This is a genomic window from Ilumatobacter coccineus YM16-304, from assembly GCF_000348785.1.
Taxonomy (GTDB): Bacteria; Actinomycetota; Acidimicrobiia; order Acidimicrobiales; family Ilumatobacteraceae; genus Ilumatobacter_A; species Ilumatobacter_A coccineus.
The window spans coordinates 924,833-941,026 of sequence record NC_020520.1; the positions used below are offsets into that span (position 1 = coordinate 924,833).

At 66.4% G+C, this 16,194-nt stretch carries 20 protein-coding genes; 19 read left to right on the forward strand and 1 reads right to left on the reverse strand.

Translation table 11 applies throughout. The features are described from left to right. Positions 1-39 precede the first annotated feature (39 nt). Positions 40-1,176, forward strand: coding sequence for a S1C family serine protease (locus YM304_RS04125; protein ID WP_015440380.1), 1,137 nt, complete (start codon positions 40-42; stop codon positions 1,174-1,176). Positions 1,177-1,234: 58 nt separating this feature from the next. Here YM304_RS04125 and YM304_RS04130 read toward each other — a convergent pair whose 3' ends face one another. Beyond that, on the reverse strand, positions 1,235-4,402 hold the full coding sequence (locus YM304_RS04130; RefSeq protein ID WP_015440381.1) for a bacterial transcriptional activator domain-containing protein: 3,168 nt from the start codon (positions 4,400-4,402) through the stop codon (positions 1,235-1,237). Between the two features lie 29 nt (positions 4,403-4,431). Here YM304_RS04130 and YM304_RS04135 point away from each other — a divergent pair, with 29 nt between their 5' ends. The 18 genes from YM304_RS04135 to rpsH all read left to right on the forward strand — a co-directional run bounded on the left by YM304_RS04135 (position 4,432) and on the right by rpsH (position 16,192). Then, positions 4,432-5,994, forward strand: a complete 1,563-nt coding sequence (locus YM304_RS04135; RefSeq protein ID WP_015440382.1) for a fused MFS/spermidine synthase — start codon at positions 4,432-4,434, stop codon at positions 5,992-5,994. 363 nt (positions 5,995-6,357) lie between these two features. Continuing rightward, positions 6,358-6,885, forward strand: a complete 528-nt coding sequence (locus YM304_RS04140; RefSeq protein ID WP_015440384.1) for a hypothetical protein — start codon at positions 6,358-6,360, stop codon at positions 6,883-6,885. A 55-nt stretch (positions 6,886-6,940) separates the two neighbouring features. Next, complete coding sequence (locus YM304_RS21960) at positions 6,941-8,062, forward strand: hypothetical protein (protein WP_015440385.1); 1,122 nt, start codon at positions 6,941-6,943, stop codon at positions 8,060-8,062. A gap of 429 nt (positions 8,063-8,491) precedes the next feature. After that, positions 8,492-9,139, forward strand: a complete 648-nt coding sequence (gene rplC, locus YM304_RS04150; protein WP_015440386.1) for a 50S ribosomal protein L3 — start codon at positions 8,492-8,494, stop codon at positions 9,137-9,139. Between the two features lie 2 nt (positions 9,140-9,141). After that, complete coding sequence (gene rplD, locus YM304_RS25645; protein ID WP_015440387.1) at positions 9,142-10,116, forward strand: 50S ribosomal protein L4, sunset domain variant; 975 nt, start codon at positions 9,142-9,144, stop codon at positions 10,114-10,116. Further along, on the forward strand, positions 10,116-10,403 hold the full coding sequence (gene rplW, locus YM304_RS04160; protein WP_015440388.1) for a 50S ribosomal protein L23: 288 nt from the start codon (positions 10,116-10,118) through the stop codon (positions 10,401-10,403). Before rplD ends, rplW begins: the two co-directional genes overlap by 1 nt. Positions 10,404-10,431: 28 nt before the next feature. Next, the gene (gene rplB, locus YM304_RS04165; RefSeq protein WP_015440389.1) at positions 10,432-11,271 is read left to right on the forward strand and encodes a 50S ribosomal protein L2; all 840 of its coding nucleotides are present in this window, start codon (positions 10,432-10,434) and stop codon (positions 11,269-11,271) included. 25 nt (positions 11,272-11,296) lie between these two features. Beyond that, a complete protein-coding gene (gene rpsS, locus YM304_RS04170; RefSeq protein ID WP_015440390.1) occupies positions 11,297-11,575 on the forward strand; it encodes a 30S ribosomal protein S19 in 279 nt (92 codons plus the stop codon). Beyond that, positions 11,575-12,456, forward strand: coding sequence for a 50S ribosomal protein L22 (rplV, locus tag YM304_RS25755; RefSeq protein ID WP_015440391.1), 882 nt, complete (start codon positions 11,575-11,577; stop codon positions 12,454-12,456). The genes rpsS and rplV overlap by 1 nt, the downstream gene beginning before the upstream one ends. Further along, entirely contained in the window at positions 12,456-13,346 is an 891-nt protein-coding gene (gene rpsC / locus YM304_RS04180; protein ID WP_015440392.1) for a 30S ribosomal protein S3, read from the forward strand. The genes rplV and rpsC overlap by 1 nt, the downstream gene beginning before the upstream one ends. 14 nt (positions 13,347-13,360) lie before the next feature. Further along, positions 13,361-13,777, forward strand: a complete 417-nt coding sequence (gene rplP / locus YM304_RS04185; protein WP_015440393.1) for a 50S ribosomal protein L16 — start codon at positions 13,361-13,363, stop codon at positions 13,775-13,777. After that, positions 13,777-13,992, forward strand: coding sequence for a 50S ribosomal protein L29 (gene rpmC / locus YM304_RS04190; protein WP_015440394.1), 216 nt, complete (start codon positions 13,777-13,779; stop codon positions 13,990-13,992). The genes rplP and rpmC overlap by 1 nt, the downstream gene beginning before the upstream one ends. Before the next feature lie 2 nt (positions 13,993-13,994). After that, positions 13,995-14,273 carry a 30S ribosomal protein S17 gene (gene rpsQ, locus YM304_RS04195; RefSeq protein ID WP_015440395.1) on the forward strand — a complete coding sequence of 93 codons (279 nt, stop codon included), beginning with the start codon at positions 13,995-13,997 and terminating at the stop codon, positions 14,271-14,273. A 9-nt stretch (positions 14,274-14,282) separates the two neighbouring features. Next, the gene (rplN, locus tag YM304_RS04200) at positions 14,283-14,651 is read left to right on the forward strand and encodes a 50S ribosomal protein L14 (RefSeq protein WP_015440396.1); all 369 of its coding nucleotides are present in this window, start codon (positions 14,283-14,285) and stop codon (positions 14,649-14,651) included. A 3-nt stretch (positions 14,652-14,654) separates the two neighbouring features. Continuing rightward, positions 14,655-14,957 carry a 50S ribosomal protein L24 gene (rplX, locus tag YM304_RS04205; protein ID WP_015440397.1) on the forward strand — a complete coding sequence of 101 codons (303 nt, stop codon included), beginning with the start codon at positions 14,655-14,657 and terminating at the stop codon, positions 14,955-14,957. After that, entirely contained in the window at positions 14,957-15,583 is a 627-nt protein-coding gene (gene rplE, locus YM304_RS04210; protein WP_015440398.1) for a 50S ribosomal protein L5, read from the forward strand. Before rplX ends, rplE begins: the two co-directional genes overlap by 1 nt. Positions 15,584-15,594: 11 nt before the next feature. After that, the gene (locus YM304_RS04215; RefSeq protein WP_015440399.1) at positions 15,595-15,780 is read left to right on the forward strand and encodes a type Z 30S ribosomal protein S14; all 186 of its coding nucleotides are present in this window, start codon (positions 15,595-15,597) and stop codon (positions 15,778-15,780) included. Between the two features lie 10 nt (positions 15,781-15,790). Then, positions 15,791-16,192, forward strand: coding sequence for a 30S ribosomal protein S8 (gene rpsH / locus YM304_RS04220; protein ID WP_015440400.1), 402 nt, complete (start codon positions 15,791-15,793; stop codon positions 16,190-16,192). The last annotated feature ends 2 nt before the right edge of the window (positions 16,193-16,194 follow it).

Sequence of the window (16,194 nt, forward strand, 5' to 3'; positions counted from 1 at the left end):
GCGAGACGTTGTGCGGCCGGTGCAGATAGAACGTTGGGCATGGCGATGCTGCCACCTCCGGCGCCACACGACGTTCCGGTGCTTCCGGCTGTCCGGCACCAGCGGTCGCGCAAGCGAACGTGGATGTTCATGTTGGCCATCGGCATGGTCGCCTGGATCGGAGGGCTGCTCGGAGCGCTGCTCGGCAACCAGGTCGGCAACTGGCTCGACCGGCCGCCATCCAAGCCGTCATCGCAGCCGGTCGACATCGCCGAGGCCCGTGACGGGTTCGACGGACGCCTCGACGTGTTGTCGGTGACCGAGTACCTGTCGCCGTCGGTCGTCACGATCTCGGCCGACATGGGCGGAGGTGTCGGCATCGGGACCGGCATGATCATCACCGACGATGGCGAGATCCTCACCAACTCTCACGTGGTCAACGGGGCGTCGGCTATCCGGGTGCGTCTCACCGGCGAGACCGAACCTCGCGACGTGACCCTGCTCGCCGAGGACGTCGGCAACGATCTGGCTCTCCTGCGCATGGCGGGCGACGGGTTCGCGCCCGTCACGTTCGCCGATCCGTCGAGTGTCCGTCTCGGCGACGAGGTCGTCGCGATCGGCGCGGCGCTCGGGCTCGACGGTGACCCGTCGGTCACGCTCGGCATCGTGTCGGCGCTCGACCGGAGCGTCGGTCAACAGAACGTGTTTCTCGACGGACTCATCCAGACCGACGCCGCCATCTCGTCGGGCAACTCCGGCGGCCCACTGGTCAACGCCGCCGGCGAGGTCGTGGGCGTCAACACCGCCGTCGCCCGAGACAACTCCATCGTCACGGCCACGAACGTGAGCTTCGCGATCTCGGTCGACGAGGCACTCCCCATCATCGACGCGCTGCGCAGCGAGGCCAGAGGCATCGCCCGCGAAGAGGCGTACCTCGGTGTCGGCCTCGAAGACCGCCGTGACGGGGGACAGGGAGTCATCGTCACCACGGTCGAAGCGGGGACGCCCGCCGAGACGGTCGGACTCGAGATCGGCGATCTGATCGTTTCGGTCGACGGCTCGGCGACCACCGGGTCAGCGGCGCTGATCGCGGCGATCCGTGACAAGCAGCCGGGCGACTCGGTCACGGTCGCCGTCGTCCGCGACAGCGAACCGGTCGAACTCGACGTCGCGTTGACCAGCCGCCCCGACAACTGACCGCGGCCAGGCTCCGTCGACGAGGGCGCAGCGCTGCCGGGGTTCAGGCCTGCGGGGTTCAGAGCTGGCTGAGGTCGATGCCGAGACGAGCCGCCAGCCGAGCGGTCTCGGGCTCCGGTGGAATCTTGATCTCGCCGAGCTGGCGAAGGAGGTGATGCAGCACTTCGCTCGCCGCCCCCACCCGTCGCTGTGCCAGCAGTGCCGCCGCCAGCACCCGCTGCGACGATTCGTTGAGCGGCTCGATCGCGCTCGCACGCATCGCCACCCGTTCGGCTTCGCGATGCTCACCGATCGAGAGCAGGAGATCGGCCGCCCGCACCGACGAGTCGACGAACGCACCGCGCAACCGGAGCGATTCGAAGTACGCCGCATCGTGGATCGACGACCCGACGAGGTACTCGCCGCGGAACAGCTCGCACGCAGCGAGATGCGCGTCGAGCGCCTGGCGTGGCGCGGTGGTGTCGAGTCCGCGGGCCGTTGCGACCAGATCCGAGAAGCGGTCGACGTCGAGCCGCAGGAACTCCGATTCGTCGAGCCGCAGCGAATCGCTCTCGACGCGCACGAACCAGCTCGGCGACGCCCCGACGCGCGTGGGTTCGAACGCATCGAGCAGATGCGACAGGTTGACGCGCAGGTTGTTCTGACCGGCCTTGGCCGCCTTGTCGGGCCACAGCACTTCGGCGGCGCGTGCTCGCGACACCTTGCGCTCGAACACGAGCAGGCTCAACAGGTCGCGAACGCGAGCCCGGCGCCACGCTGGGGTGTCGGCCTCCTCCACGCCGTTGCGCACCACGCTCAGCGGGCCGAGCACGCCGAGATCGATCGCGCTGTGCGGGCGCCGCGGTGTGATGCGAATGGCTTCGGTCGCTGCCTTCCCGAGCCGGTCGTCGCCCGACGACGTCAGACGGTCGAGCACGGCGAGCGGATCGTGACGAAGTCCGATGAGCGCGCTCAGGCCGTTGCGTTCGCCGCCGGCCACCGCCGCCACGCCGAGTTCGACCAGGTGTGGTTCGAGGGCCCACGGCCGGAGCCGGTGCACCTCGTGCCACGGCAGTGCCGCCGCCGGTGCGACGTCGCCTTCCTCGCGCAGCGCCACCAACGCTCGGCCCACCTCGGTCCGAACATCGAGATCGGGCGCGGTGTAAGTCGATTCCCACGCGTCGCGCGTTCGGGGGACGAGCAGGTAGCTCAGTGCTGCGGTCAGGTTGTAGAGATGGCTCGGTAGCCCGTCGTGTGGTCCGCCGGACGGAATCGTGCGATCGAGTCGCGTCGCTGCCGACGCTTCGTCGCCGCGCAGGACGTCGACGACCGCCCGAGCCTGCGAGATCGTGTGGCGTCCCCACGCCTGATCGGGGAGCGTCTCGACCTTGGCCTCGGCTCGCTCGACCAAGCGTTCGGCGATGGTGAGTTCACCGCGCGTCGCGTGGAAGATCGCGGTCGTCGCAGCACCTTCGACGAACAGGTCGGCCTGGCCGCGCGTCTCGATCCGGTCGACGAGACGAGACGCCTGCTGCAGGATCTCGTCGCTCTGCTCGCCGAGCATCCAGTGCTGAATCGTGACGAAGCCGCCGAGTCGGTCGGCGAACAACCCAGGGGGGAGGTCGGCGGCATTGCGTTCGACCTCCGCGAGTGCCTCTCGGACATGTCCGTTGTACCCGAGGCTGATCGTGCGGTAGAAGAGTGCGACCGCGCGCATCTCGTCGTCGATCAGTGCGTCTTGCTCGATCAGATCGTCGATCAGTTCGACGATCTCGTGCGCCCGACCGGTGAGCCGTCGAACCCACACGTCGAGCAGGAATCCGAGCCGTGCGGCGACGGGCTCGCCGAGACGTTTCAGCGCATCGACCTCGTCACCGACCTGCGCGACGCCGAGCGCGTCACCGCGTCCGTATGCGAGTTCGGCGAGCCGCACGAGGCACAAGGCGACCAGGTCGGTGCGCCCGGCAGCGTCGGCCGCCGATCGCGCCTCGGCCAGGGCGGCTTCGCTGTTGATCGGATCGACGATCGCCAGGGTCACGGCGTGAAGCGTGAGCGCTGTCGGGGAGTCGCCCAGTTCCTGCCTGACGATGTCGACCGCCGCGAGCCGGTCGTCGACGCTCGTGGCGAAGTGGAGGTCGTCGAGCAGGCGCTGCGCGACGAGTGCGATGCCGTCGCTGTCGCCGGCGTCGACGAACCTGCGCGCCGCTCCCACGTGGTCGTGCCGGTCGAGGAGTTCGTTGCCGATCGCGCTCGCCGCCGCAGCGGCCTCTGCCGGGCTCGTCTGTGAGAGCAGCGCGTCACGCAACAGGTCGTGGAGCACGGCAACGGTCGCCTGGCCACCGTCGGGTGTCGCCGCCGACTCGTCGAGGTGCACGAGCGGCAGTCCGGCCACGAGTTCTGCGACACCCCCGTCGAAATCGGTGACGTTGCGCACCATGGCATCATCGATCGAGTCGACCTGGGCCAACCGCTTGAGTGCGGTGATTCGTCGCTCGTCGGTGTCGACGAGCACCTCCTCGGTCAGATAGTCGGCGGCGCCCGATCGGCCAGACGCCAGTTCGAGTTCCATCAGCGCCGGCCACCCACTCGACGCCGAGATCGTGTCGACGTCGACCGAGGCGCCACGCAGGTGGAAGAACGCCGATCGTTCATCGTCGTCGAACCGGACGTCGTCCTCGTCGAGATGGCTGACCTGCCCGTCGACGACGAGTCGTGCCGTGGGCAACTTCGGGATCTGCCGGCCGACGAGGACGAGGTGTCCGTTCGTCGGGAGCTGCTCGAGGAGGTCGATGATCAGCTGCAGGCTGCCGGACAGATGGTGGACGTCGTCGATCCACAGCACCATGTGGCGAGGCGACACCGCGATCGCTGCATCGGCGATCGCCGTCGCCGTCGGCGTCGCCTCGCAGCCGAGCTGCGCGGCGAGCGCGGCGACCACCGCCCTCGCGCTGCCTCCGGTACGGCCATCGGGCGCGCAGTTGACGACGAGTTCGCGGGCGCTGTCGATGGCCAGGCTCTCGGCGACGGCCTGTCGCAGCACCGTGGTCTTGCCGAACCCGGCGCCGGCCTCGATCAGTACGAGGCGGCAACGGAACCGGTCGTCGAGCCGATCGAGCAGCCGTCGGCGAGGCACCAGGTCCCGCTGCCGTTGCTCGTCCGCCACGCGGATGACAGTAGCTCGCGCAACCGCAGCGAGTCCGTCCCGCGGTGGAGGGCCGCGCGTCGATGTCGCCGGTGCCGATCCCACCAGCCGCTTCGTTGGGTACCCTCCCGCGGATGACCCGAGCAGAGCCGTCAGCGCCGAGCGACGAGACCGGCGATCTCGCCGCCGACCCGCTTCCCGGTTGGCTGGCGATCGCGTTGGTGACCGGTACCTCGGCTGCCGTGCTCGTGCTCGAGATCCTCGCTGGACGCCTGCTCGCCCCGTACGTCGGCGTCAGCCTCGAGACGTTCACCGGGATCATCGGGGTGATCCTCGCCGGGATCGCCGTGGGTGCCTGGGCCGGGGGCGTCGCCGCCGATCACATCGACCCCCGACGTCTCCTCCCGCCGCTGCTCCTGCTCGGCGGCGCGCTCGCCATCGCCACGATCCCGATCGTCCGGACGCTCGGCGACACCAGCGGCACCGGCGGTGGCATACGAATCCTCATCCTCACGACGTTCGGTTTCCTACCGTCGGCGACGGTGCTCAGTGCCGTGCCGCCGGCCGTGATCAAACTGCAGTTGCTCGACCTCGCGTCGACCGGATCCACGGTCGGGCGCCTGTCGGCCTGGTCGACCGCCGGTGCGCTGTTCGGCACGTTCTTCACCGGCTATGTCCTCGTCGCAGCGGCGGCGGTCACCACGCTGATCGTGATCGTCGGCCTGGTGCTGGTGGCGTCGGGCATCGCGCTGTGGGCGGTCGGGCGCGTGCGCAAGGTCAACGAGATGCTCAGCCTCACCGCCGTGGCCGCGCTGTCGTTGTTCGGTGCGGTCGCGATCGACTCGCCCTGCGAGACCCAGACTGCGTACTACTGCCTCTCGGTGCTCGAGGACCCGACGCTCGACTCGGGTCGGACGCTGCTGCTCGACGATCTGCGACACAGCTACGTCGACCTCGACGACCCCGAGCGGCTCGAGTTCTGGTACATCCGCCGCCTCGTCGACGCGATCGAGGTCGAGACCTCCGGCCCGATCGACATCGCCTACCTCGGGGGCGGGGCGTTCACCATCCCTCGCTACGTCCGTGCGACGCGGCCGGGCAGCGAGCAGATCATCCTCGAGATCGACGGTGACCTGGTCGAGGTGGTCGAGAACGAGATCGACTTCGACCGCGGCGACGACGTCGAGATCATCGTGGGCGACGGACGTCTGTCGATGCGCGAGCTTCCGACCGATTCGGTCGACGTGGTGATCGGCGACGCGTTCGGCAGCCGTGCCGTTCCGTTCCACTTGGCGACCCGGGAGTTCATCGAGGAGGTCGACGAGGTGTTGCGGCCCGGTGGGATCTACGCCGCGAACATCATCGACGGGCCGGAAGAGCGGTTCGTCGAGGCGTATGCAGCAACGGTCGCCGAAGTGTACGAACACGTCGTCGTGGTGCGCGGACCCGGTCCGTTGCAGGGTTTCCGCGGCAACTCGGCGTTGATCGCGAGCCACGAGCCGATCGATGTCGCCGCACTCGGCGAACGTCTCGCCGCCGACGTCGACCCCAGCGACACGCCCGAGCAGACCGCCGACCCGGATCGCGTCGTCGGCGAGATCGTGACCGGTGACGCGCTCGTCGACTACGTGGCCGGCGCCGAGGTCATCACCGACGACTTCGCCCCCGTCGACCAACTCCTCGCCGCCTCCTCCTGACAACCACCAACCGCCAAGGGTGATTTCTGCCCAGGCTCGATGTGGTCGCGTGAGGATGATTTCTGCCCAGGCTCGATGTGGTCGCGTGGGGGTGATTTCTGGCCAGGCTCGATGTGGTCGCGTGGGGGTGATTTCTGGCCAGGCTCGATGTGGTCGCGTGGGGGTGATTTCTGGCCAGGCTCGATGTGGTCGCGTGGGGGTGATTTCTGCCCAGGCCAAATGTGGTCGCGTGAGGGTGATTTCTGCCCAGGCCAAATGTGGTCGCGTGGGGGTGACTTTTTGCCAGGCTCGATGTGGTCGCGTGGGGGTGATTTTTGCCCAGGCTCGATGTGGTCGCGTGGGGTGGTGAGTACCGTTGGGGGAGTGACCCGGCCGGCCGAGCGACGTGTTGACCCGTTCGGGTTGGGCGCGCTCGTGGCCTCCGGAACGCTGGCGGCTCACGAACTGGGCTACTTCATCGGTGGACGCAGCTCGGTCTCGCACTCGTACGTCGAGTGGATCGGTCCGATCGTCGTCCTCATGGGATGCCTCGCCGCCTGGCTCGCCGCGCTCCGCATCCTGCGCAACGACCCCGGCAGACTCCCGTCGGTCGGGGTGCTGATCGCCCTGCAGACCGTCGTGTTCGCCGCCATGGAAGTGGCCGAGCGCATCACGAGCGACTCGCTGACCTCGTTGGCATCGGCGCCCGTGATCGTCGGCCTCCTGCTCCAGCCCCTCGTCGCGCTCGTGGCCAAGCAGTTGCTGGCCGTCGGTCAGCGCCTGGTCGAGGCGTTCCGCCCCACCGCTACGCCGCGTGCGTCGCACTCGCTCGTCGACACCCCACGGCCCCTCGCGGTGCTGGTGTCGAGCCCCGGACTCGTTCGTCTCCGGCTTCGTGGACCACCGGTCTGATCGACAACCCATCGATCACACCACACATCCACGAATTCCAACAGGAGACCAACACATGAATCCCACGACCCCCAACGTCGCGCGCCGTCTCGGCGCACTCGCCGCCACGACCGCGATCGTCCTCGCCGCCTGCGGTTCCGACGACTCGGATGCCACGGCGACCACGGACGCTCCCGCCGCGACCACCGACACAGCCGACGAGACGGCGGACGACGCCATGACCGACATGGACGACGACGCCATGACCGACATGGACCATGACGCCATGAACATGGCCGCGCACGACATGGGCAGCGCCGACGTCACCCCCGCCGACGAGGTGGAGGGCGCCGCGCTCGCCCGCGGCGAGTACACGCTGCTCGACACGCGCCCGGCTGGCTACGACGACGTCGCCGGCACCGCAGTGATTGCTCGCAGCACGGCCGGCACGACGGTGACCACCGAGATCACCGGCCTCAAGCCGAACGAGGCCTACATCAGCCACCTGCACGAGAAGCCCTGCTCCGACAACGGTGGCGACCACTTCCAGTTCGTCGACGGCACGGTCGAAGTGCCGCCGAACGAGGTGCACCTCGCCTTCATGAGCGACGACAACGGTTCGGCCGTCTGGTCGGCCGAGAACGATGCGGTCGTCGGCGAAGACGGCGTCGCCTTCGTCGTGCACCCGTTCGAGTTCATCGACAACAAGATCGCCTGCGTCGATTTCGTCGCCGATGACGCCGACGCGGTCGCTGAGGCGATCGCGAACGGCCCGCAGTTCGATCCGTCGACGATCGCGGGCATGGAGGGGATGAACATGAACAGCATGAGCGCGGACGACCTCTTCGCCATGCAGGACATGGATCACGGCGACCACGACGAGACGGATCACGGCGACCACGGCGACGTGGCGGACGTCGGAACCGCCGCCGACTTCGGGACGCTCGACGTCTCGGCACTGCACGCCGTCGACGATCAGCTCGCCGCCGGCACGCTCGACGTTCCGGCCCAGTCGGCCGTGGTCGACGCCGCGATCGCCGCGATCGACGAGGTCGGAGCGAACGACGGCAACGCCGCCCTCCGCGCTGCGCTCGTCGAACTGCAGGCCGCCCTCGACGCCGGCGACCTCGACGCAGCAGCGTCATCGGCCGCCACCGCCCACGACGTCGCTCACGCGATGGAAGGCCACGACGCCTGAGTGCAAGCCATGAAACACCGTGCGGTGAGCGGTCGAACACGCTGATCAGCGCCGGTGTCGGTCGGTGAGGTGCGAGCGTCCGATCGCTCGCACCTCACCGCGACGGGTCGAGAACTCGTCCGCCTCACCGCTCACGTGTGCCGCGAGTCACGTGGCCCCGTGAACACGCGGCACGACGCGTGTTGGAAGGGGTGATCGCGCTCCATAGCATTGCATGGCCGTCATCGGAAGGCATTCCGATCACACCAGGCACCAGAAATACCGCAATCGACGTCCGACAAGGCCACCCGCATCGAATGGGATCGGAACCAGCCGGCACAACCGAGTTCTTCAGCTCCGCATGCACGTCGCAATCTTTCGTGCTGCGGAGCTTTTACGTGGAGAACGTCCCTTCCTCGGGGCGTTTGGACAACGAGAAGGAAACGCCAAATGGCACAACAAGCGATCGTCGGCGAAAAGGTCGGCATGACACAGAAGTGGGTCGACGACAAGGTCGTCCCCGTGACTGTTGTCAAGGTCGACCCGATGCGCATCGTTCAGATCAAGACGAACGAGCGTGATGGCTACACCGCCATTCAGGTCACCTATGGCAACAAGGAAGCGAAGAAGCTGAACCAGCCCGAGGCCGGTCACTTCGAGAAGGCGGGGGTTGCCCCCGGCAAGCGCCTGCTCGAGCTTCGCCTCGACTCGGTCGACGGTCTCGAGGTCGGTCAGGAACTGACCGTCGAGCAGATCCCGAGCGGCACCAAGGTCGACGTCACCGGCACCAGCCGTGGTAAGGGCTTCGCCGGTGTCATGAAGCGTCACAACTTCGGTGGTGCCCCTGCCTCGCACGGTGCGCACAAGAACCACCGCAAGCCTGGCGCCATCGGCCAGTGCGCCTTCCCGGCCCGTGTCTTCAAGGGCATGCGCATGGCCGGTCACATGGGTCACGAGCAGGTCACCACGCAGAACCTCGAAGTCGTCGAGTCCGACGCCGAGCGCAACGTGCTGCTCATCAAGGGCGCCGTTCCGGGCCCCGCCGGTGGTGTCGTCACCATCCGCAACGCCGTCAAGCTCGTCGGAAAGCAGGTCTGAACATGGCGACACTCACTCTCAAGAACGCTGCCGGCAAGGACGCCGGCAAGGTCGAGCTCGACGACGACGTCTTCGGTCTCGAGCCGAACGTCCCGGTCATGCACCAGGTCGTCACCGCACAGCTCGCCGCACGTCGTGCCGGCACGCAGAGCACCAAGACCCGTTCCGATGTCCGTGGTGGCGGCGCCAAGCCGTACGCCCAGAAGGGCACCGGTAACGCACGTCAGGGCTCGATCCGTGCGCCGCACTTCACCGGTGGTGGCGTGGCGCTGGGCCCCAAGCCCCGCAAGTACGACCAGAAGACCCCGAAGAAGATGGTGAAGCTCGCCACTCGCTCGGCGCTCTCCGACCGTGCCGCCGAAGGCAAGGTCGTCGTCGTCGACAGCTGGGGCATCGACACCCCGAAGACGAAGACGGCGAAGGCCGCGCTCGACGCACTCGCCCTCGACGGTCAGATCCTGGTCGTCCTCGGCTCGGGTGACGACGCTGCCTACCTGAGCTTCCGCAACCTGCCCAACGTGCAGGTCATCAAGGCGAGCGAACTCAACGCCTACGACATCCTCTGCAGCGACTGGGTCGTGTTCACCCAAGACGTGGTCCCCGCCGCCGAGGGCCCGAGCGCCGGTCAGCGTGCCGAGGCCGAGGCAGCGATCGACGCCGCCACCGAGCGTCTGGCCGCCGCAGGCGACGCCGACGACGACGGTGTGGCCGACCCGGTCGACCCGTCGCCGCACGGCGCCGGCAGCCACGCACCGCTGCCCGACGACGCGATGCCCGAGGGCTACCCCATCAAGGGCAACGCCGACTCGATGCTCTACCACCTGCCCGACACCTCGTTCTACAACCGCACGGTTGCAGAGGTCTGGTTCGACACCGAGGAGTCGGCGAAGGCCGCTGGATTCACCCGGCCCGCCTCGCAGCTCAAGAAGGAAGCCGAAGCCGCTGAGGCCGACGCCAGCGAAGGAGAAGAGGCCTGATGAAGGATCCTCGCGACATCATCATTGCGCCGATCGTCTCGGAGAAGAGCTACGAGCTCATCGAGACCGGCGTCTACACATTCCAGGTGCACACCTCGGCGAGCAAGCCCGAGATCCGTGACGCCGTCGAGTCGATCTGGGGCGTCGAAGTCCGCAAGGTCAACACGCTCAACCGTCAGGGCAAGCGCAAGCGCACCCGTGGCACCAACCGCGTCGGCAAGAAGGCCGACACCAAGCGGGCCATCGTCACCCTGGCAGCGGGCGAGATCCCGTTGTTCGAGAACTAAGCCAGCGGGAAGAGAGATACGACTGATCATGGCAATTCGTTCACGCAAGCCCACCAGCCCCGGCCGTCGCTTCCAGACGAGCCACGACTTCAGCGAGATCACCAAGAGCTCGCCCGAGAAGTCGCTGCTCGCCAAGAAGTCACGCACCGGCGGCCGCAACGTCTACGGTCGCAAGACCTCCCGTCACCGTGGTGGCGGGCACAAGCAGCAGTACCGCATCATCGACTTCCGTCGCGTGAAGGACGGCGTCGTCGCCAAGGTCGCTGCCATCGAGTACGACCCCAACCGCACGTGCCGCATCGCGCTGCTTCACTACCTCGACGGCGAGAAGGCCTACATCCTCGCTCCGAAGGGTCTGAACGTCGGCGATCGCATCTCGTCGGGCCAGGGCGCCGACATCAAGCCGGGCAACGCACTTCCGCTGCGTTACATCCCCGTCGGTACCACGGTGCACAACGTCGAACTCCGTCCGGGTGGCGGTGGCAAGATCAGCCGCTCCGCCGGCATGGCATGTCGCCTCGTGGCCAAGGAAGGCGACTACGCAACCCTGCGTCTGCCGTCGACCGAGATGCGCCGCGTGCTGATCGACTGCCGTGCAACGGTCGGTGAAGTCGGCAACTCCGAGCACGAGCTCATCAAGATCGGTAAGGCCGGTCGCAACCGCTGGAAGGGCAAGCGCCCGCAGACCCGTGGTGTCGCGATGAACCCGGTCGACCACCCCCTGGGTGGTGGCGAAGGCCGTACATCAGGTGGTCGTCCGGCCGTGTCCCCGTGGGGCAAGCCCGAGAGCCGCACTCGCAACAAGAAGAAGAGCTCGCAGCAGCTCATCGTCCGTCGTCGTCGTACCGGAAAGGGTGGCCGCCGCTAATCGCGGCTGCCGAAGAGGATTCAACATGGCACGTAGTCTCAAAAAGGGCCCGTTCGTCGATGAGCATCTGCTCAAGAAGATCGATGCTCAGAACGAAGCAGGCGAGCGCAAGGTCATCAAGACCTGGTCGCGTCGCTCCACCATCATCCCCGACATGGTCGGCCACACGCTCGCCGTCCACGACGGCCGCAAGCACGTCCCGGTCTACGTGACCGAGTCGATGGTCGGTCACAAGCTCGGAGAGTTCAGCCCCACTCGAACCTTCAAGTTCCACGCCGGTATGGAGAGAGGCGCGAAGCGCTGATGACTGGACCAAAGCTCAACGAGAAGTCGTTCGTCGCAGGCGAACGCTCCGGAACCAAGTCGACGGCGAAGTACGTCCGCTCGTCAGCGTCGAAGGCCCGTGCGGTCCTCGACCTGATCCGCGGTCTCGACGTCACGTCGGCTGACGAAGTGCTCCGCTTCACCGACCGTCACATCGCCCACGATGTGCGCAAGGTGCTCGCCAGCGCTGTCGCCAACGCGATCAACAACGACGGCCAGGATGCGAGCGAACTCTTCGTCATCGCATGCTTCGCCGACGAGGGCCCGACGCTTCGTCGCTTCCGCCCCCGTGCACGTGGCCGTGCGTCGCGCATCAACAAGCGCACCTGCCACATCACCGTGATCGTGGCTCGCATGTCCGACGACCGCATCAGCATCGTCCAGGCTCGCCAGGAGCGCCAGGGTGGCGCCGGTGCGAGCGGACGCCCGCAGAGCTCGGCCGCCAGCCGCAAGGCCCGCGTCGACCGCTCGAAGGCCAAGGACGCTGCCGACGAGGCAGTCACCGATGAGGCAGCGACCGACGACGCAGCAGCCGAGTACGCCGCCGGCGACGCCGACAACGACGGCGAAGCGAACGCCGTCGATGCCTCGCCGCACGGTGAGGGCTCGCACGCACCGCTCGACGACGTCGACGAGATGCCCGAGGGCTACGAGATCAAGGGCAACGCACAGTCGATGCTCTACCACGAGCCCGGCTCGCGGTACTACAAGGCCACCAAGGCCGAAGTGTGGTTCGACTCCGTCGAATCCGCCGAAGCGGCTGGCTTCTCGAAGCCCGGCGCCAACAAAGAAGAAGCGGCTGACACCGAGTCAACTGCGAACGATGAAGACGTCGCCGCTGACGAGGCGGAGGAGAACTGATGGGTCAGAAGATCAATCCGTACGGTTTCCGACTTGGGATCACCACCGACTGGAAGTCGAGGTGGTTCTCGGAGCGTGAGTACAAGGATTACCTCACCGAGGACTGGAAGATCCGTGATCACATCATGGAGCTGCTGGAATCCGCTGCCATCTCGCGTATCGAGATCGAGCGCACCCGCGACAAGCTGCGCGTCGACGTCCACACCGCCCGTCCGGGCATCGTGATCGGTCGTCGTGGCGCACAGGCCGACGAGCTCCGCAAGGCGATCACCGAGATCACGGGCAACCCCAAGATCCAGCTGAACATCGTCGAGATCAAGGCCCCCGAACTCGATGCTGCGCTCATCGCGCAGGGTGTTGCCGACCAGCTCGTCAACCGCATCGCGTTCCGTCGTGCCATGAAGCGGGCCGTGCAGAACGCACAGCGCGCCGGCGCACTCGGCATCAAGGTGCAGTGCTCGGGCCGTCTCGGCGGCGCCGAGATGAGCCGCACCGAGTGGTACCGCGAAGGCCGTGTGCCCCTGCACACGCTCCGTGCCGACATCGACTACGGCATGCGCGAGGCGAAGACCACCTCCGGCCGTGTCGGCGTCAAGGTCTGGCTGTACAAGGGTGACATCACCCCGTACAAGAAGGCCAACGACGACAAGATCGCTCGCGAAGCCGCCATGGCCGTCGGTGAGACCTCGGGTCAGACCGCCGACAGCGGACCGCGCAAGGTCGTGTCGTCGGGTCGCCCCGGCGCCGAGGCCCCTGCCGCCGCGACGCAGCCGCTCGTCAAGGAAGCCGATCCCGAGTTGGAGAAGCTGATCAGCGAGGAAGAAGCAATCGCGAAGCGCACCGACGCCAGCGATACCGACGCAACGCCGCCCACCAGCGGCGAGGACTGAAAGGCGGACCCATCGTGTTGATGCCCCGCAAGGTCGCACACCGCAAGCACCATCGTGGCCGCACCCGCGGTCTTACCAAGGGCGGTTCCGGACTCAGCTTCGGCGAGTACGGAATCCAGGCCCTCGAGCCGGGTTGGATCACCGCCCGTCAGATCGAGGCCGCCCGTATCGCCATGACCCGAGCCATCAAGCGTGGCGGCAAGGTCTGGATCAATGTGTTCCCCGACAAGCCGGTCACCAAGAAGCCGGCTGAAACCCGCATGGGTTCCGGCAAGGGCAACCCCGAGTTCTGGGTCGCCGTCGTCAAGCCGGGTCGCACGCTGTTCGAGCTGTCGTTCCCCGACGAAGAGGTCGCACGAGTCGCACTCAACAAGGCGATTCAGAAGCTGCCGATCAAGGCTCGCATCATCACTCGTGAGGAGATCGTCTGATGGCAGGCAAGAAGAACGACCTCGCCGAACTGTCGATGGGTGAACTCGTCGACGAGTTGAAGGCCACCAAGCAGGAAGCGCTCAACCTGCGTTTCCGCAACGCAACGGGTCAGCTCGAGAACACCGCCGAGATCGGCAAGGTTCGCAAGCAGATCGCCCGGATCAACACCCTCATCCGTAGCAAGGAAATTGCTGCCGCAGAGGCAGGACAGTGAGCATGAGCGAAGAAACCGCAGAAACCACCGAACGTCCGGCCCGCAAGGTCCGTGAAGGAACGGTCGTGTCGAACAAGATGGACAAGACCGCCGTCGTGGCCGTCGTGTCGCGCGTTCCGCACGCCAAGTACAACAAGATGATCCTGCAGACCACCAAGCTGCACGCTCATGACGAGACCAACGACGTCAACATCGGCGACAAGGTTCGCCTGATGGAGACCCGGCCGCTCAGCAAGCTCAAGCGCTGGCGCATCACCGATGTGCTCGAGCGAGCGAAGTAAGGGATACCAATGATTCAGCAAGAATCTCGACTTCGCGTCGCCGACAACAGCGGCGCCAAGGAAGTCCTCTGCATCAAGGTGCTCGGTGGCTCGCGCCGCCGTTACGCCTCGGTCGGTGACGTCTTCGTCGCCACCGTCAAAGACGCCATGCCAGGTGCCGGCGTCAAGAAGGGCGAAGTCGTCAAGTGCGTCGTCGTCCGTACCAAGAAGGAAAAGCGCCGTCCCGACGGCAGCTACATCCGCTTCGACGAGAACGCAGCCGTTCTCATCAAAGACGACATGACGCCTCGCGGCACCCGCATCTTCGGCCCTGTCGGCCGTGAGCTGCGTGACCGCAAGTTCATGCGCATCGTGTCGCTCGCACCGGAGGTGCTCTGACTCATGAAGCTCAAGAAGGGTGACACCGTCGAAGTGATCACCGGCAAAGACAAGGGTAAGCAAGGCGAGATCGAACACGTCTACCCGAAGAAGAACAAGATCATCGTGCAGGGGATCAACACCGCCTCGAAGCACTCCAAGCCGAGCCGTGCCAACGAGCAGGGCGGCATCATCGACAAGGACATGCCGATCGACGCCAGCAACGTGATGCTGGTGCACAAGGGCAACAAGGTCCGCGTCGGCTACAAGGTCAACGACGATGGCACCAAGGTGCGCATCGCCCGCCCGTCCGGAGATGAGATCTGATGGCTGAAACCCTCGACATCCCCCGCCTCAAGGCGAAGTACAACGACGACATCGCTGCTGCGCTGAAAGATCAGCTCGGCATCGAGAACGTCATGCAGATCCCGAAGATGGACAAGATCGTCATCAACATGGGCATGGGACGCGCTGCCGGCCAGCCGTCGCTCATGGAAGCAGCGATCTCCGACCTCACCGCGATCTCCGGTCAGAAGCCGGTCGTCACGAAGGCGAAGAAGTCGATCGCGAACTTCAAGCTGCGTGAAGGCCAGGCCATCGGCGCCAAGGTCACCCTGCGCGGCGACCGCATGTGGGAGTTCCTCGACCGGCTCGTGTCGGTTGCCATCCCCCGTATCCGCGACTTCCGTGGGCTCCCGGCCCACTCGTGGGACGGTCAGGGCAACTACACGTTCGGTCTCAACGAGCAGTCGATGTTCGCCGAGATCAACCCCGACACGATCGACCACCCGCGTGGCATGGACATCACCATCGTCACGACCGCCGACAACGACGAGGCCGGCTACGCCCTCCTCGACGCCTTCGGTTTCCCGTTCAAGAAGGGCGAGGATGCGGCCAACGCACCTCGCAAGAAGCGCCGCAAGCGTCCGCTGTACGGCAAGAAGAGCAAGTGAACTGAGCTGACATGGCAAAGAAAGCACTCATCAACAAAGCCAACGCGAAGCCGAAGTTCAAGGTTCGTGCCTACACGCGTTGCCGTCGCTGCGGCCGCGCCCGTTCCGTCTACCGCAAGTTCGGCCTCTGCCGCATCTGCCTGCGTGAGCTCGCTCACGCCGGTGAGATCCCCGGCCTGACGAAGTCGAGCTGGTGAGGAGAGACACATGCTGACTGATCCAATCGCCGACATGTTGACCCGAGTCCGCAACGCGAACACCGCGATGCACGACGAGGTCAAGATGCCCTCCTCCAAGCAGAAGGTCGCACTCGCTGCGGTGCTCCAGGCCGAGGGCTACATCGAAGGTTTCGAGACCGCTCCCTCGCCCCGTGGCGTCGGTGAGGTGCTCACCATCAAGATGAAGTACTCCGAAGAGCGCGAGCGCACGATTTCCGGCATCCGCCGTATCTCGACGCCCGGTCTTCGCGTCTACCGCAAGTCGAACGCTGTGCCCCGTGTGCTCAACGGTCTCGGCGTTGCTGTCCTGTCCACCTCGAACGGCCTCATGTCCGACCGCGAAGCGCGCAAGCGCAAGGTGGGCGGCGAGGTCCTCTGTTACGTCTGGTGATC

Excerpts from the sequence above, each read along its gene's own strand:
- YM304_RS04125 (WP_015440380.1), top strand. The coding sequence starts at position 40 with ATGGCGATGCTGCCACCTCCGGCGCCACACGACGTTCCGGTGCTTCCG.
- YM304_RS04135 (WP_015440382.1), top strand. The coding sequence starts at position 4,432 with ATGACCCGAGCAGAGCCGTCAGCGCCGAGCGACGAGACCGGCGATCTC.
- YM304_RS21960 (WP_015440385.1), top strand. The coding sequence starts at position 6,941 with ATGAATCCCACGACCCCCAACGTCGCGCGCCGTCTCGGCGCACTCGCC.
- rplC (WP_015440386.1), top strand. The coding sequence starts at position 8,492 with ATGGCACAACAAGCGATCGTCGGCGAAAAGGTCGGCATGACACAGAAG.
- rplD (WP_015440387.1), top strand. The coding sequence starts at position 9,142 with ATGGCGACACTCACTCTCAAGAACGCTGCCGGCAAGGACGCCGGCAAG.
- rplW (WP_015440388.1), top strand. The coding sequence starts at position 10,116 with ATGAAGGATCCTCGCGACATCATCATTGCGCCGATCGTCTCGGAGAAG.
- rplB (WP_015440389.1), top strand. The coding sequence starts at position 10,432 with ATGGCAATTCGTTCACGCAAGCCCACCAGCCCCGGCCGTCGCTTCCAG.
- rpsS (WP_015440390.1), top strand. The coding sequence starts at position 11,297 with ATGGCACGTAGTCTCAAAAAGGGCCCGTTCGTCGATGAGCATCTGCTC.
- rplV (WP_015440391.1), top strand. The coding sequence starts at position 11,575 with ATGACTGGACCAAAGCTCAACGAGAAGTCGTTCGTCGCAGGCGAACGC.
- rpsC (WP_015440392.1), top strand. The coding sequence starts at position 12,456 with ATGGGTCAGAAGATCAATCCGTACGGTTTCCGACTTGGGATCACCACC.
- rpmC (WP_015440394.1), top strand. The coding sequence starts at position 13,777 with ATGGCAGGCAAGAAGAACGACCTCGCCGAACTGTCGATGGGTGAACTC.
- rpsQ (WP_015440395.1), top strand. The coding sequence starts at position 13,995 with ATGAGCGAAGAAACCGCAGAAACCACCGAACGTCCGGCCCGCAAGGTC.
- rplN (WP_015440396.1), top strand. The coding sequence starts at position 14,283 with ATGATTCAGCAAGAATCTCGACTTCGCGTCGCCGACAACAGCGGCGCC.
- rplX (WP_015440397.1), top strand. The coding sequence starts at position 14,655 with ATGAAGCTCAAGAAGGGTGACACCGTCGAAGTGATCACCGGCAAAGAC.
- rplE (WP_015440398.1), top strand. The coding sequence starts at position 14,957 with ATGGCTGAAACCCTCGACATCCCCCGCCTCAAGGCGAAGTACAACGAC.
- YM304_RS04215 (WP_015440399.1), top strand. The coding sequence starts at position 15,595 with ATGGCAAAGAAAGCACTCATCAACAAAGCCAACGCGAAGCCGAAGTTC.
- rpsH (WP_015440400.1), top strand. The coding sequence starts at position 15,791 with ATGCTGACTGATCCAATCGCCGACATGTTGACCCGAGTCCGCAACGCG.